Origin of the sequence: Pseudomonas sp. AP42 (genome assembly GCF_001728935.1) — a bacterium.
Taxonomy (GTDB): Bacteria; Pseudomonadota; Gammaproteobacteria; order Pseudomonadales; family Pseudomonadaceae; genus Aquipseudomonas; species Aquipseudomonas lactis.
On sequence record NZ_LYSO01000134.1, the window covers coordinates 1 to 15,515 of the forward strand.

Annotated in this window: 9 protein-coding genes; 4 read left to right on the forward strand and 5 right to left on the reverse strand. The window is 57.1% G+C overall.

Annotation, left to right across the window (positions count from 1 at the left end):
* Nucleotides 1–74: 74 nt before the first annotated feature.
* Nucleotides 75–5,183 carry a hypothetical protein gene (locus A7K61_RS27450; protein WP_069558770.1) on the reverse strand — a complete coding sequence of 1,703 codons (5,109 nt, stop codon included), beginning with the start codon at nucleotides 5,181–5,183 and terminating at the stop codon, nucleotides 75–77.
* 99 nt (nucleotides 5,184–5,282) lie between these two features.
* The gene (locus A7K61_RS27455) at nucleotides 5,283–6,413 is read right to left on the reverse strand and encodes an OpgC family protein (protein ID WP_069558771.1); all 1,131 of its coding nucleotides are present in this window, start codon (nucleotides 6,411–6,413) and stop codon (nucleotides 5,283–5,285) included.
* A 215-nt stretch (nucleotides 6,414–6,628) separates the two neighbouring features.
* On the opposite strand from A7K61_RS27455, the gene A7K61_RS27460 reads away from it, so the two are divergent.
* From A7K61_RS27460 to A7K61_RS27470, 3 genes are read left to right on the forward strand one after another with little or no spacing between them, the layout of a single operon-like run.
* Nucleotides 6,629–7,003, forward strand: a complete 375-nt coding sequence (locus A7K61_RS27460; protein WP_047712684.1) for a GtrA family protein — start codon at nucleotides 6,629–6,631, stop codon at nucleotides 7,001–7,003.
* Nucleotides 7,000–7,947, forward strand: a complete 948-nt coding sequence (locus A7K61_RS27465; protein ID WP_044274713.1) for a glycosyltransferase family 2 protein — start codon at nucleotides 7,000–7,002, stop codon at nucleotides 7,945–7,947. Before A7K61_RS27460 ends, A7K61_RS27465 begins: the two co-directional genes overlap by 4 nt.
* On the forward strand, nucleotides 7,934–9,499 hold the full coding sequence (locus A7K61_RS27470; RefSeq protein WP_083263132.1) for a glycosyltransferase family 39 protein: 1,566 nt from the start codon (nucleotides 7,934–7,936) through the stop codon (nucleotides 9,497–9,499). Before A7K61_RS27465 ends, A7K61_RS27470 begins: the two co-directional genes overlap by 14 nt.
* A 225-nt stretch (nucleotides 9,500–9,724) precedes the next feature.
* Here A7K61_RS27470 and A7K61_RS27475 read toward each other — a convergent pair whose 3' ends face one another.
* The 3 genes from A7K61_RS27475 to A7K61_RS27485 all read right to left on the reverse strand — a co-directional run bounded on the left by A7K61_RS27475 (nucleotide 9,725) and on the right by A7K61_RS27485 (nucleotide 14,002).
* The gene (locus tag A7K61_RS27475; RefSeq protein WP_069558773.1) at nucleotides 9,725–11,974 is read right to left on the reverse strand and encodes a glycoside hydrolase family 3 N-terminal domain-containing protein; all 2,250 of its coding nucleotides are present in this window, start codon (nucleotides 11,972–11,974) and stop codon (nucleotides 9,725–9,727) included.
* A gap of 111 nt (nucleotides 11,975–12,085) precedes the next feature.
* The gene (locus tag A7K61_RS27480) at nucleotides 12,086–12,370 is read right to left on the reverse strand and encodes a putative quinol monooxygenase (RefSeq protein ID WP_044274710.1); all 285 of its coding nucleotides are present in this window, start codon (nucleotides 12,368–12,370) and stop codon (nucleotides 12,086–12,088) included.
* 12 nt (nucleotides 12,371–12,382) lie between these two features.
* The gene (locus A7K61_RS27485) at nucleotides 12,383–14,002 is read right to left on the reverse strand and encodes an FMN-binding glutamate synthase family protein (RefSeq protein ID WP_044274709.1); all 1,620 of its coding nucleotides are present in this window, start codon (nucleotides 14,000–14,002) and stop codon (nucleotides 12,383–12,385) included.
* 259 nt (nucleotides 14,003–14,261) lie between these two features.
* Here A7K61_RS27485 and A7K61_RS27490 point away from each other — a divergent pair, with 259 nt between their 5' ends.
* Nucleotides 14,262–15,140, forward strand: coding sequence for a hypothetical protein (locus tag A7K61_RS27490; RefSeq protein WP_256558065.1), 879 nt, complete (start codon nucleotides 14,262–14,264; stop codon nucleotides 15,138–15,140).
* Nucleotides 15,141–15,515: the final 375 nt, after the last annotated feature.

Consider the following 15,515-nt stretch of genomic DNA (forward strand, 5'->3'; position numbering starts at 1 on the left):
TCAAGATCAAGAGCGGCTCGCTTCGCATCGTGGTTACCGGATCAGAGACAGGGTAGCGTGCTTGCTCGCGACGGTTATGGCTTTGGGTTTTTAGTCGTGGTGAGTAACAACCGCAACCAGTCCGGGTGATTAGCCCGCTCCCAGCGATAGGCATTCCCGTCGTAGAAAAACACCAGGATATCTTCCAGGTCCCAGGTAATCATCTTGATCTCCAGTGTCCTCATGTAGTCCTTTGCCGGGCAAGTGATGGCTGCCCAAGGGTCGCTGATCCATAGATCGGCCCACCCGGTCTCCTGGAAGTCCAGCGTCTGGCTCAAGCCTGTGGGGATCGTGCCCACCACCACAAAGGTATGAACCTGGCAGACCCAGACCTGAGCCGTACCGCCATTGGTTCGAATCATTTCACAGGCAACATGGGCCATCTGGTCGCAATTGCCGGCACCGGTCTTGAGGATGATCTCCGTGTAGTTCGGCTGGCCGATCTTGCTGTACTCCCACATCACCACCGATTGTGCCTCTTGAACCCGGCGCAGCTCATCCAGCGTGGCCCCGTGGACATTGGCGGACTTGAGCTGGGTTCTCTCTACCAGCGCCGCGGTGCTGGCGTTGGCTTGTTCGGCCAGGTAGCGATTGATTTGCGCGGGGCTGGGATGCGGCGTCGTGCCTGGCCGCGGTGGCCAGATGTCGAGCTGCACAGGCCGGGATACGAAGTTGATGTTCAGGCTGCGCCCTTGATCACTGAGGTTGAGCAGCAACTCGCGTTGCTTGATGGTTCGAAGGCCGCTGACACGCTGACGCAAGAGGGCAATTTTTTCGGCGCTGAAGCCACGGTGAGCTAACTGTCGATACAGGACTTCCAGCGTCGGCAGTGCCACCAACGGCTGGTCGGGTATGAGCTGTGCTGCCTTCAAAAACTGATTCTTGCGCTCACCGAAGGCATCGATCAGTACGACGTGCTCGCCACCAACGCTGTAATCCAGTTGTTCAAAGTGCACAACGCTCGATCCTGTGGTTGTTGCGGGCGCTCGGTAAAAGACGCCAACATCGGCTTCGACCACCCAATGATCTTTGCCCGGCACACTGACCAGCAGCGCTCTGAGGGTACGGCTGTCGTTGATGCCGTCAACGATGCCGTTGAGTTCCACCACCTGGGTCTGTCGGCTGAGCACGTTGTCAAAATCGTCACCGGGCAGGCCGAACTGGGGCTCGTTATCAATGCGTCTGCCGATGACGTTGGTTTTGTAGGTCAGGGGCGTCGACGCAGGCAAGGGTGTCAGTTCGAACTCGGTAACGCGCGGTGTGACTTCATGGATGCGTCGGTGATAGACCAGTTGGCGCTTTTTTCCGTCGATCACCGGGGCTGGTATCAGTCGAACGTGGTCCAGTGCCTGGACCCGGCGCAAGTGAATCGAATGTGCAAACTCATACAGGCGTTTGGTGAAGCAAACGATGGGGATGAGGTTGCGTTTTTTTCTGCGGATCGCACACAGGTGATCGAAGGTGTCTACGTGCCAGGCATGTACCGGCGAGGTGAGTTCGTCCATGTGCGTGTGTGCCTCGTGGGGCAAGCGCCATACACGATTTTGGTCCAGCAGGTCTGTGGCGTGGGCACGCTGAATCAGCAGCGGTGGTTTTTTGAACAGCGGTTCGGTAATTCTGGCCTTATAGCCATCCACCGATTGGTGCGGGATGACCGTTATCGCCGTGTCCAGCCGCAGGTCTGCAAGCGGCGGCCCGTAAGGTCTTGCGCTGAAAGGGTCGAAGGCGTACCAGGCGCTGGAGCGTTTTATCGCCAGCACCTGCGCCATCCCATCGGCGCGCGTCAGGGTGGCCGGTGCGATGTCGGCGCTGTTGAGCAGGCGGGTGTAGTCAACGGTGGGGCCTGGGTTCAGCCGCAGGCGTGTATGCCGGACCGCTCCCTCCAACGCACGCATGCCGGCCTGATTCAGGTGTACCAGGCCATGGCGGCCCAGGCGTAGTAACGACGGCAAGCTGTCGAAAGGATTGAATACTGCATTCAGGTACGTGGCACCGAGCTTGGTCAGTTGCAGCAGCTTGATGTAGGCGGGTGCGCCTTTCCCCAGACGCGCGATGCTGGAGAGCAATAAACCTTTGGTGGGTGCGAGCAGGCCAAACACATCGAAGAAGCATCCATAGCCGCCCTCGATCATGCGCTTGGTATCGCCCGAGGCCAAGTCCCGAGTGCATGACCACAGCGGGATCAGGCCCAGTAAAGCCTGGTACACCGCTTCAGCAGTCTTTTGCCGGTCTTCCAGCAGGGTTGAGCCTCTGGCTTGTGCCACCAGGGTGTCGATGTCCTGGAAGAAGTGTTGATTGACGATGGCCTTCGCCAGGGTCAAGGCTCTTGGCGAATCGAAAGTCAGCGCCTCAGTGGTGGCCTCTGTGGCCTCGACACGCCACAACCGATCGATGATTACGCTTGAAGACTGATCTGCTCTGGGCGGGCTGCCGGTCAGGTAGGCTGTTTCGTCAAGGGCCAGCAAGCTGCCGATATGCAGCTGCGAGGTCGGCTGTGTGCTGTGGACATTGCCAGTCTGAATGGTAAATGGTGTGCCTCCCAGCTCCAGAGTGTGTGGAAGGCGGAGGTTTTTATACGCCAGGTTCAACAGCGGGAACAGTTCGTAGTCATGGTGACCGTTCAAGGCCTCACAGCGCAGGATCACGCCGAAGCGGCCGGTACGGGCCATTTTCTCCCCCGGTTGTTCTTCGATCTGGGGTTTGTTCGCCGGTCGCCTCACCACCAGCAGTTGCACGGCGGCCTTTTGCAAGTGCACGCGGTCCGCCAAGGGTAATTGTGCGAGCAGGTAGCGGATGACGGTGGTGTAGGCCTCTTTGAGCCTTGCGACATGAGCGATGCTGGCTTCGTTGAACAAGGTGTTGACGTCGCCAAGGCGGCGAAAGTGCTGTTTCATTTCGGCCAAATCCAGCGCCGGGTCTACAGAATTCCACTGCTCGGCCAAAGGCTGCAATGCGCCACTCATGTGCAGGTCCACCAGCGATTGCAGGTGTGCGCCGGGGGCTGGAAGGTGAGAAGGTCTGCGCTGTGGCCCTTGTGCCCAGCGCAGGCATTTCTTCTTCAGTAGCCGGTTTCCCCGGAATATTTTTTTCAGGTCATTGAGCGCAATACGGCGGCGTGTAATGAGGGGGGTTCGTAAGGTGCTGGACGCGGCCCCCAACGTGTCGACACGTTCTATGAGCGTATTTTGAAGCGTGTTGATGCTCTGAAGGCTGTAAGTGCTGTGTTCATTCACAGGTGACAGTTGGCCTTGTGCGACAGCCCAGTCAATCAACGTGCTGGTGGTGTAGTGAGTACGCCACAGGGGTTGTTCGGCGGCGTCCAGCTCCTGGGTGGCGAGCGCTACGATATCGCTGAACCGCAGGTGCCGTGATGAGCCGCAGACGAGCGCTTCTGCGAGCATCACCCCTTGTTTTAAAAGCAGCCAGGCATGGGAGGTCATGAAGTAGAGCGAGTCTGGGTGCTGACCTACCAGAAACTCCGGGGCGATACCTGCCAGCAACAGGTGCGCGGCCAGTGCGGTGGAGCGCGAAGTGGCGACACCGCTCTCGATCAGGTGCAGTTCTACTGTGCGACGAAGGTCCGCATAGCGATGCCCCCAACAGTCACTCTGATTGAGGTTGAGGCCAACGATGGTGTAGCGGCTCTGACCGGCCTGGGGGTCGAGATCCAGGATCAGAGCGCTCAGGAGCAAGGTGTCACGACTGGATCGGTTGGCCAACTGACCAGGGGCATGACCGTACCATTGCAGCGCATCGATCAATTGATCAGCCAGTTTTTGCGCGGTTGGGTGGGCCAATAGCTGCTGCAACTGTTCATCAGGTGGCCCGGGTAACGGGTCGGTGATCAACAGTTCGAGCAGCCCTTGATTGGGCTGTGGCAGAAACTTGCGGGTGATGTTCATCACCGTGAGGCGTTGCTCGGCCGAAAGCGTCAAGGCGCCGGGTTGGGGCAGGCCCAAGCCTTCCCAGTAATTGCCCAGGCGAGGTTTTACCGGCATGGCCCATTCGGGCTGGGTGCCTTGGGCATTAGCCAGGTTGTCGCGCTCATGTTCCGCGGTGAACCATTGCCGATGCACCTGTATGGCCATGTCGGAATCGGCCTGGTCGTCTATCGGCGGAACGTTGATGGGGGACGGGATGCGTAATTGTTCTATCAGGTCCCAGGCCGCTTCGCGGGTATCGGGCAAAGGCAGTTCATGCAAGGTGAGCAGTTGAGCCAGGTTGAATTTTCCATCCAGGGAGATGGACAGTTGCATGGCGTTTGCGAGGTCTTGCAAACGTTCAAGAGCGCCTTCCAGAGGCAGCTGTGCCAGTTGCTCGTAGTGGATTTCGAGCGGCGTACCACTGGGCCCCGCCCCTTTGATCGACTGTCGGCTGACATCAAAAAAATAGTGCCCTGGGACCAGGTCCTGGGTTTGATCCAGGGCCAGGAACTGTGGATGTGCGGTAATGCCCTGGAGCAAAGCAGCGGCGGCTTCCATGCTCCTCGCCCAGAACGAGCGTGAGGTCAGCCAGCATCGGGTGCGGTATAGAGTGAACAGGCTGAATGGCCGGTCGTCCTCATCCTGCACAGTGATCCCGGCCAGCAACTGTTGCGCCACTGTCTGACGGTCCTGTTCCAACTGCTGGAACGCTTCTGACAGAGGGGATTGAGCACGCGAGAAAAACGATTTGAGGTGGCTCAGGGCATCTATCACTGTAGCTCGTTGGGCACGGGTGTTTGGCTGTGGGTAACCGTAAAACCGCAGGATGTGCCGAACGCTCAATGCCAGGTGTTCGCCGGGAACGGGCAGCCCCAGCGCGTCGGGGTCGAGCACCTGGGCAATGGCCAGGACCGGCGGAGCGAGCCGGTACCAATCACTCTGGTCGTCAAGGGTGAAGGTTTTGCCTTGGGTATGCAGTGTGCCGTTGCGTACTGTGAGGTCGGCCAGGTTCAGCGACTGCCGTTGGGCCCAGTCCAGGAATTGTGGACGCTCCAACGCTTGGCGGTACACCTGCCACCAGTTGCCCAGCGAGCATTGTGCGGGGATCGGTAGTGTCTCGGAGGGCGTGGAGTGGGATGCCTTGAGATGTTCGATCAAGGCAGTGGTCATCAGCTTGTCGCCATCCTGGCGCAGGCTTTTGCTCAGAATCAGCGGGGTCATCCGTGGGTTTCCTGTCGAGGAGGGCAGGCTTGTTGGCTGCCCTTTCACTGCTTAAATAGACAGAAATGGAAACACCCCGGTGGATGGGCCAGGCGCTAATTATGTAGCGGGAGACTGGGGCGAGGTGGCTCGCCGCTGGTCCAATTGCTTGTTGAACTCCAGCCACGCGGCAAACAAGCTCATCACGGCGGCCCCCACCAGGGCGGTGAATACCTGCATGGCGAAGGTATCGCCGGTCAGGGCATTGACCATGTCCGCCAACGGCGCCAGCACCACACCCAGGCAAAACACCTCCAGGGAGTAGCGTCCCATCCGCACCAGTTGTCGCGCCAGCCCGTGTTGCGTCCAGCCGACACCGGGGAGCAATTTGGCGGTGACGTAGGCCAGGGCCAGAAAGTGCAGCAAGCGCACCGGTGACAGGTCGGTCTTGCTGATGGGGTACAGCCATTCGCCAATTACGCGCGGCATCCAGGCGTCGTGCAACTCGGGCCAGCGCCAGGAGAGGGTGATCGCGCAGGTCGTCAGCACATACGCCGCAGCCGCTATGAACAACGGTTGACGAAGCAGTGGCCGTCGTTCGGTAGGGGGCGTCGAACGCAAGGCCGCTGCGCCGCCGAGGATAAACAGGCACTGCCAGGTGATGGGGTTGAAGTACCAGACGCCGCCGTTGCTGGCCGGCAGGTTCCAGCCCTGCCATGGCGCCAGCAGGTATACGGCCAGCGAGATCGCCACGGTGATCGTGGGCGCACGCAACAGTAACGGCAGCGTAATGGGCAGGCTGAGAATCAGCACGATATACAGCGGCAGCGGGTCGGTCAGGTTGGGTTTGAAGCGCAGCAGCAACTCATCGACCAAGGCCTGTTGGGTATTGTTGAGGAAATACTCCAGGCCCATCTCCTGCACCAGGTCGCGGGTTTCGATATGACTGTTGGCGAAAATCACGATGCCCATCAACAGCGCCAGCAGGAAAATGTGCACCACGTAGAGCGTCCACACCCGGCGCAGGATTTTCAGGCAGGCAATGAAATAGCCATCGCGCTGCAGGATCTTGCCGTAGGCCAACACGGCTGCATAGCCGGCCAGGAATACGAAGATTTCCGCGGCGTCACTGAACCCGAAGTTCTGCACGGTGACATTGGCCAAGGGGTTGTGGGGCACGTGATCCCAGAAAATGAAGATCAATGCCAGGCCCCGAAAAAAATCGATGCGCGGGTCGCGTCCGTTCAGCATGGCAGCGGGCTCTTGAACAAGTAGTTGAATGACGATAGGTGAGCGCGGGCGTCGCCGCACGTCGGGCGGGCGCAGGTTGGCGGTATTTGTAAGCAATTGCAAAGGCTGGGTATTGCTGAATGTCTCAATTGCGCTTGGGGCGTACCTGTCAAGGTTGACAGTAGACGGCGTTGGGCGGTCGTGGCTTGCTTGGCGTAGCCGCACAGGACTGAAACATGACTCGACTCTGGAAAGGATTTTCCAGCTACACGCTGATCGGTATCGCCAATACGGTGATCCATTGGCAGCTGTTTTTCATGTTCCGGGCAGGGTTTGAGTTGAATCAGGCGCTGAGTAATTTGCTGGCGTTCTGTGTGGCAGCCTCCTTCTCGTTTTACATCAATGCCCTCTTTACGTTTGATAGCCCCGTTTCCTGGGGCCGCTACTTGATGTTCATGACATGCATGGGTGGCTTGAGCCTGGCTGTGGGATGGTTGGGCGACCATCTGCGTATGCCAGGGATTATCACTGTGCTGGTGTTTTCGCTGGTCAGCCTGGTGTGCGGTTTTTTGCTGTCGCGCTGGGTGGTGTTTCGCGAGCGTGGACAATGAAAATCTCGCTGGTGGTGCCGCTGTTCAACGAGGAACAAACGGTGCGCGCGTTTTACCGCGCGATTCGGCATGAGCCCTTGTTGCGCGAGCATGCGGTCGAAATTGTATTTATCAACGACGGCAGTACCGACCGCACCGCCGAACATGCCCAGGCGCTTGCCATGGCCGACAGCGACGTGATGCTGATCAACTTCTCACGTAATTTCGGCAAGGAAGCTGCCTTGTTCGCGGGGCTGGAATATGCCACGGGCGACGCGGTGGTGCCCATGGATGTGGACTTGCAAGACCCGGTCGAGGTAGTGCCCCAGCTGGTCGCTGAATGGCAAAAAGGGGCCGATGTGGTGTTGGCCAAGCGCAGGGATCGAACCAGCGACGGCTACCTCAAGCGCCACAGCGCATCCCTGTTTTATCGCCTGCTCAATCGTATCGCCTACACCCATATCGAGGAGAACGTCGGTGACTTCCGGTTGATGGACCGCAAGGTGGTCGACGTGATCAAGACCCTGCCCGAGCAGCAGTTATTCATGAAAGGCGTGTTGTCCTGGGCAGGGTTCACGGTTGCCATCGTTGAATACGACCGCGCGCCCAGAGCGGCGGGGCAGAGCAAGTTCAATGGTTGGAAACTGTGGAACCTGGCGCTGGATGGCATCACGTCGTTCAGCACGTTGCCGCTGCGGTTATGGAGCTATATAGGGGGATTTATTTCGCTGGTGGCGTTGATGTATGCGGGTTTTTTGATTGTTGACAAAGTGTTGTTTGGAAACGATGTGCCGGGGTATCCGTCGTTGATGACGGCTATTTTGTTTTTGGGAGGGGTGCAACTCATTGGGATCGGGATATTGGGGGAGTACGTAGGACGGATTTATATGGAGGCGAAGCATCGGCCGCGGTATGTGATTGCAAAAATAGTGAAGGTAAGTGAGGTATTTGATGAGCTCATCTGAAAGCAGTGGACGTAATATTTATAATAGCCTCATGAAAGGTGCACTGTGGAAGAGCTCATTGGTTTGGTTTGTCGTTTTTTTTGTTGCGGCGATTGCTCGGTTCTATAATCTGACGACAACAGGTATATGGCTGGATGAAGCCTTTAGTGTATTACTGAGCGTGAAGTCGGTTTCTGAGATTTTATTCCATACTGCACGAGATGTTCATCCGCCACTTTATTATTTGATACTGCATGGGTGGATCAATATTTTTGGTGAAGGTGTGTTTTCAGTTCGTAGTTTAAGTTTGTTTTTTGGTATGGCGTCGGTTGTGTTGGGTATATGGTTAGCTCGATTGTTGATGTCGCCGCGAGCTGTAATAGTGGCTGGTGTGCTTCTGGCGATTTTTCCGGGTGCCGTTCGTTATAGTCAGGAAGTTCGTATGTATTCACTCTTGGGTGCGCTGATGTTGGGCGCTACAATTGCGTTTGTTTATTGGCTAAAGCAGCCAGAAAATAAACGTATATTGCTGGTGTATACGGGTTTGATGGTTGCTGGGCTCTATACTCATTATTTTGCGGCTTTGTGTATGTTTTCTCATTGGACTTATTTGGTTTTGCAGTCCACGTGGCGTTCAGGGCGGTATAAATATATAAAGAACAGCGGTTGGTGGCTGGCCAATATTTTGATTGTATTATGTTTTTTGCCTTGGGTGCCAAGTCTTCTGAATCAAATGAGATACTCTGCGGTCGATTGGGTGCCAGAAGTGAGTGTCGATGAAGTCGTCGATTTAGTTGGGTTCTTTCTCCATTATAGCGAGGGTGCTTCACTGCCTGATTGGATGATTTACGGTCTGGCGTTAATGGTATGGGCGGGGTCGATAGCCATTTGGGTAATGGACAAAAGTGTTGGTAGAAATAGCGTGTTATTAGTTGTCTATGTGTGGTGTCCAGTGGTTGTCATTGCATTGGTGTCATTGATTCACCCTATGTTTTATCCGCGATATTTGTTTTTTGCCATGCTTGCGCTGCCTCTTGTGATAGCTGTAATGCTTGATCGTCTATTGGGGCGAAGCAATATCGCTTTTGGTGTTGGTGTTCTACTATTCGTGGTCGTTGAGTTGCTCGGCCTGTGGCATGTGTATAACAAGCTTTGCGAAGAATGTTGGGAGACCAACCAACTTGGGGAGTTGGCTGAGTATGTCAATAGCACTGCGCAGCCGGGTGACGGTGTGTTGGTGTTGCAGTCTTTCATGCATTTATCGATGGTCTATTACAATCGTTTACAGCGCCTGCCCATGGAGTACACGCCGCCCCATACAGATGGAAGCTCTGGGCGCCCTAACGGATATCAAATTTCCACGTTGCTTCAAGACAAGGCCGACGAGGTTTATGTGGAAAATCTCGAGTCTTTAAGGACCGAGTCAGGTCGACTCTGGTTGGTTGATGAGCAGGGTGGTGGTACCTTGACACTTAAAATTCCCAAGCATTGGAAACTGCTCAGTACCCAACGGATAGGTAAAGATAAAGTGCAGCTTGTCGCCATCTGTCCTGTGGCCGATAGTTGTCTGTAACGTCTTTAATCCTGAAGTTGAGTATTAAGGGGAGTGGGTTTGAATGGTGCCGTTTCCGGCGCCTGTTCATGTTGACTAAAATTATCCGCCCGCGCCATCTGCCACATGTACGAATAGAACTTGCTGTTCACTTCACCCCGTGAGTAAGTCGCCGAGCTTTAAGAGCACAGGCGACTACGTGAACAGCTTGGTCTCCATCACCCACATCGGCACTTGTAGGTATATTCAGTGGGGCAACGCCCTTGAGGCAGACTGCCCCGCAATAGGCAACCCGCGCGTATCGCTCACCTCGAAATGCGCCTGGTTGGTAGTCGTCGAATCCGGCCCAACGAAGACGGTAAAACTGCCGGCCTCGACCTTCGGCGAAAAATGCTCGTCGAGCAAGGCAAAGTCCTGTTGGCCCAGGGAAAAGCTGACGCTGCGGCTTTCGCCCGGTGCTAAATGAATTTTGCGAAAACCCCGTAACCGGCGCACTGGTCGGGTGACGCTGGCAACATCATCGCGCAGGTACAACTGGACGATTTCATCACCGGCGCGTTTGCCGGTATTGGTGACGGTGACTTCAACCTCCAGCGTCTGGGTGGAGGTCAGTCGAGGGCTACTCAGGCGAGGAGAGGAGTAGACGAAGGAGGTGTAGCTCAAGCCGAAGCCAAACGGATACAGGGGTGTCCAGGGCACATCAATGTAGGCGGATGCGTAACTCCCATCACCGCTGGGTGGGCGGCCGGTATTTTTATGCGCGTAGTAAATCGGTATCTGGCCCACATGACGTGGGAACGTCATTGGCAGCTTGCCGCTGGGGTTAACGTCACCAAAGAGCACATCGGCCACGGCATTCCCGGTCTCGCTGCCCAGGAACCAGGTTTCGAGCAAGGCAGGCGCTTGTTGGATTGACTCATCGAGCACCAGCGGGCGGCCGTTCATCAGGACGATGACCAGCGGCTTTCCTGTGTTCAGCAATGTGCTTAGCAGCGCATTCTGCCCACCCGGCAGGCCGAGTTCGGCGCGACTATGGGCTTCGCCGCTCTGTTCTGCGGTTTCTCCGAGCACGGCGATGATCAGGTCGCTTTCACGCGCCGTGTGTTCGACCTGCTTGATGTCCTGGACATGCGGGCTGCTGGGCGAGGCGCCGGGCAGGTAAACAATCTCGCTGCCAGGTGCGACTGCATTGCGTAGACCTTGCAGCACAGTGACGGACTCTTCGGCGCGTCCGGCCCCGGCCCATGGGCCGATCGTGGCGCTGGCGTCCGAAGCGAGGCTGCCGACAACCAAGACCTTGCCCGGCTGTTTGTAAAGCGGCAGCAATGCGCCGCTGTTTTTCAGTAAGACGATGGATTTTTGCGCCGCTTCTCGAGCCAGGGCGCGGTGTTGTGGCGTGAGCTGGCTGGCCCGCTCGCGGGCTTCGTCGCTGTACCGATAGGGGTCATCGAACAGCCCCAGGCGTTGCTTCGTCTTGAGTACCCGACGCACGGCGTCGTCAACGCTTTTGCGCGACACCTGACCGTTGCGCACCAGCGTCGGCAGGTGTTGGCGATAGGATTGACTGGCCATCTCGATATCCACCCCGGCAGTGAACGCCAGCCGTGCGGTGTCGGCCGCCGTGGCGGCAATGCCTTGCGGGCCCAGTTCCCAGACAGCATTGAAATCACTGACCAGCAAGCCGGTAAACCCCCATTGTTTGCGCAACAGACCGGTCAGCAGGGCGGTATGGCTGTGCATGGGACTGCCGGCCAACTCGTTGAAGGACGGCATGATTGCATCGACACCGGCCGCGACGGCGGCCTGGAAGGGAGGTAAGTACACTTCTCTCAAGGTACGTTCCGACAGGTCGGCAACGTTATAGTCTCGACCGCCTTCGGCAGCGCCGTAGGCCACGAAATGTTTTGCCGTCGCAAGCATCGAAGAGACATCAGGGGCACCTGCGCCCTGAAAGCCATGCACGAGGGCAGCAGCCAGTGCAGAACCCAGAAACGGATCTTCACCTGCGCCTTCCACCACGCGCCCCCAGCGCGGGTCACGGGTAACATCGACCATGGGCGCAAAGGTCCAATGCACGCCACTGGCGGTGGCTTCTACGGCTGCCGCGCGTGCGGTTCGTTGTGCCAGGTCCGGGTCCCAGGCCGAGGCTTGCGCCAATGGCACTGGAAACACCGTCCGAAAACCGTGCAGTACGTCATAGGCGAATAACAAGGGGATATGCAGGCGAGAGCCGTTGACCACCTGTTCTTGCAACTGGCGGGTCTGTTGCGCGGTATTCGCCCCCAGTACCGACCCCACCAGGGTGACGGGCATCTGTGTTTGCGTGCCTTGATCAATGGCGGGGCCGGTGGGCGTAGCCTGGATGCCAAGTTGGCTGAGCTGGCCAATTTTTTCTTCAAGGGTCATTTGCGCCAGCAAGCGTTCAACCGGATCGTCTTGGGCTAGCGCCAGCAGTGGGAGGCAGGCGAGCAGCAATGAAGCAACATGTATAGGCATGGTTCACCCGTCCATGGGTAAGGTTGATGCCTTCAAGTGTTTTGCATCAGAGCAAAATCATCTACTGTCAGAATTGACAGTGCGCACCCGTTTCAGACAAGCGGGGTATTCTCAGAAAGCGTCCATCAGCAAGACCCTGCACGGTTTGGCTTGATACGCATTGATCTGCGGTACCAAACGGGTGAAGTGCTCGGTCTGGCAATGCGCATCCAGGGCTGCCTGATCGGGCCACTGTTCGATGAAGACGAAGTGCCCAGGGTCTTTTTGATCGACAAACAGCTCGTAGGCGATGCACAGCGGTTCCTGGCGGGTTTTTTCCACCAGTTCGGCGTACCACGGGCGCACGGTTTCCAGATGTTCGGGCTTGATAAAGTCTTCAGCGATGACTTTCAACATGCTAGGTGTCCTTTAGGCCGCAGCGATTTCATGGGGCTCAAAACTATCCGCCCGGGCCATCTGCCACATCCGCGAATAAAACTCGCCGTTCACCTCCCCAGTGAGCAACTCGCCGGGCTTCAAGAACACATGCAGCTGTGAAAACAGCTTGATCTCAGTCGCCGACATGCGCCGTACCAAGTGCTTGGCCGACAATTGCGACGGATGCTCCAGCCCTGCGGCGGCGAGCATTTCTGCCAGGGCGTGCAGGGTGTTGCGGTGGAAGTTGAATACGCGCTGGGCCTTGTCCGGCACCACCAGGGCGCGTTGACGCAGCGGGTCTTGAGTCGCCACGCCGGTCGGGCATTTGTTGGTGTGGCATGACTGAGACTGAATGCAGCCAATGGCGAACATAAAGCCGCGTGCCGAGTTGGCCCAGTCGGCGCCGATGGCCAGGACGCTGGCGATGTCGAAGGCGCTGACGATCTTGCCGCTGGCGCCGAGCTTGATCTTGTCGCGCAGGTTCAGGCCCACCAGGGTGTTGTGCACAAACAGCAAGCCCTCGCGCAGCGGCACGCCGATATGGTCGGTGAACTCCACCGGCGCGGCGCCGGTGCCGCCTTCCTTGCCGTCGACCACGATAAAGTCCGGAAGGATGCCGGTTTCGAGCATGGCCTTGGCAATGCCCATGAACTCCCACGGGTGGCCTAGGCAGAACTTGAAGCCAACCGGTTTGCCACCGGACAGTTCACGCAACTGGGCGATGAACTGCATCAGCTCGATTGGTGTGGAGAACGCGCTGTGGCGCGACGGCGAGATGCAGTCTTCACCCATCATGATGCCGCGGGTGTCGGCGATTTCCTGGGTGACCTTGTGCTTGGGCAGAATTCCGCCATGGCCGGGCTTGGCGCCTTGGCTCATCTTGATTTCGATCATGCGCACTTGCGGGTTCTGGGCCTGCACGGCGAAGCGTTCGGGGTCGAAACGGCCGTCGCTTGTGCGGCAGCCGAAGTAACCGCTGCCCAGTTCCCAGGTGAGGTCGCCGCCGTTTTCTCGGTGGTAGGGGCTGATGCTGCCTTCGCCGGTGTCGTGGGCAAAGTTGCCGAGCTTGGCGCCGTGGTTGAGTGCGCGGATCGCGTTGGCGCTCAACGAGCCGAAGCTCATCGCCGAGATATTGAACACCGACGCCGAGTACGGCTGCGTGCACTGCGGGCCGCCGACCATCACGCGAAAGCTGCTGGGGTCGCTCAGGGGCGCAGGGCGCATGGAGTGACCGATAAATTCGAAGCCTGACTGGTACACGTCAATCAGGGTGCCGAAAGGTTTGTCTGCTGTTTCGTTTTTAGCCCGCGAATACACCAGCGAGCGCTGGGCACGGGAGAAGGGCAGGGCGTCGCTGTCGGACTCCAGCAGGTACTGGCGGATTTCCGGGCGAATGGTTTCCACCAGGTAGCGGATATTGCCCAGGATCGGGTAGTTACGGCGCACCGCGTGGGGCGTTTGCAGCAGGTCGAAAATGCCGATCAGGCTGAGTACACCGGTGACTATCGTGATCGGCCACAGCCATTCATGTTCGATAAAGGGGAGGCTGGCGAGGGTGAAAATGACACACACAGCGAAGAAGGCGTAGCGGCTTAACAAGGACAGGCTCATACGGTTTCCTTGGGTTCGGACTCTTCAGGTCGATTGCCCATTCTGCACCTGTCGTCAAAGCACGGACAAGGATTGATCTCCCAGTCGTTTTTTTATACTTCGGCTTATTTGTACAGACAAAATATCTATCAGCTTGATAGAGGAACGTATGACGCCCCCGACACCACTCATTGGGTGTCTGGTTGTGACCGGGCATCGGGAAAGTAAGGACACTTTTATCAAGAGGGAATTTATAACGATATAAGCGAGTGACTTACCTATGATGGCATCGATTGTGGCAGCGAATGTTTTTTCCAGTGTCTGGAGTTCTGCGCCTCCCAGTCACGACTGGGATAAACGCCAGTTAACCGGCTCGCAGCGCGAGCAGATCGCCCAAGAACATAAACAAATGCAAGGTATTGAGAAACCTGAGCAGGATGTGAGCCGAAAGCCGGAATTTGCCACGGGCCGTCCACCGGGTGATAACCGCATTGCGGAACAAATCATCAACGACAATCCGATCCTCAAAAAACTCGGTCATCAAAAAGATATTAATCGTCCATTGGCCTATAAACTTCTGGGTGATTGGACGAGCAATAACAAAGCCCCTGAAGCACGAGCGGATGCTGCCTTCAACGTTGCACGGGTGCTCAACTATATTGATACGTCCTTATCGGCTGACGGCGAACATCGAGGCAAAGCCCATGGCAATGGCGACCTTGAAGGAATCACCCGTAGCGGTGATGCCCGGCGCGGAACTCCGGCTGGTATGTGGAAAGATTTTACGGAGCAGGGTTATTACGCCTTGCGCGACGATCACCGCCTGGATAGCACCAGCGATACCCATGTGAAGGCCGACGGCACCAACAAAGATAATCTGCAGTGGGCTGCCAGCGCAGCTGGAAAGAGAACCTGGTTTATCCCAGGGCTCAGCAATATTCTTCTGGGCATCGGCAATGCAGACCAGGGGGTGGTCGGGGCCCTCAAGGGGGCCAAGGATGGTTTTGACAAAACCCGGGTCGATGGTTTTGATCAAGCACTCGCCAGTGCTGCGCGGGGAAATATCTGGGGTGTCGTAAAAGGGTATGCCAGTGCTGTGAACAAAAATGAGGCCACGCCGGAACAGGTCAAGACTGTGTTGAATAAGGTGGGCAGCTGAAATCGGAGGGGGCTTAACCGTTGGCGTTCAACCAGATGGCTTTGATTCTTGGAAATTGATTTCCAACAAGCACGATAAGTCCGTAGATATCTACACAACTTTGTCGTGGTAGACGATCTTGGCCCGTCAGGTAGGCATGCGTAGGCTGTCAGGCCGCCTTCGCGAGCAAGCCCGCTCCCACAAGTTTAACCGCAGGGTGTCAGGTAGATAGGTGTCGACTGGGAGGCCGTCATCGCAGGCAAGCCAGCTCCCACAGTTGGATCACGGGGTGCCAGGTAGATAGGCGTAGGCTGTCAGGCCGCCATCGCAGCATCGGTATCTACACAACTCTGTAGCGCTCAACGGTAACCACGATGCGAAGCGAGCCGCTCTTGC

Excerpts from the sequence above, each read along its gene's own strand:
- A7K61_RS27450 (WP_069558770.1), bottom strand. The coding sequence starts at position 5,183 with ATGACCCCGCTGATTCTGAGCAAAAGCCTGCGCCAGGATGGCGACAAG.
- A7K61_RS27470 (WP_083263132.1), top strand. The coding sequence starts at position 7,934 with ATGAGCTCATCTGAAAGCAGTGGACGTAATATTTATAATAGCCTCATG.
- A7K61_RS27475 (WP_069558773.1), bottom strand. The coding sequence starts at position 11,974 with ATGCCTATACATGTTGCTTCATTGCTGCTCGCCTGCCTCCCACTGCTG.
- A7K61_RS27465 (WP_044274713.1), top strand. The coding sequence starts at position 7,000 with ATGAAAATCTCGCTGGTGGTGCCGCTGTTCAACGAGGAACAAACGGTG.
- A7K61_RS27485 (WP_044274709.1), bottom strand. The coding sequence starts at position 14,002 with ATGAGCCTGTCCTTGTTAAGCCGCTACGCCTTCTTCGCTGTGTGTGTC.
- A7K61_RS27460 (WP_047712684.1), top strand. The coding sequence starts at position 6,629 with ATGACTCGACTCTGGAAAGGATTTTCCAGCTACACGCTGATCGGTATC.
- A7K61_RS27480 (WP_044274710.1), bottom strand. The coding sequence starts at position 12,370 with ATGTTGAAAGTCATCGCTGAAGACTTTATCAAGCCCGAACATCTGGAA.
- A7K61_RS27490 (WP_256558065.1), top strand. The coding sequence starts at position 14,262 with ATGATGGCATCGATTGTGGCAGCGAATGTTTTTTCCAGTGTCTGGAGT.
- A7K61_RS27455 (WP_069558771.1), bottom strand. The coding sequence starts at position 6,413 with ATGCTGAACGGACGCGACCCGCGCATCGATTTTTTTCGGGGCCTGGCA.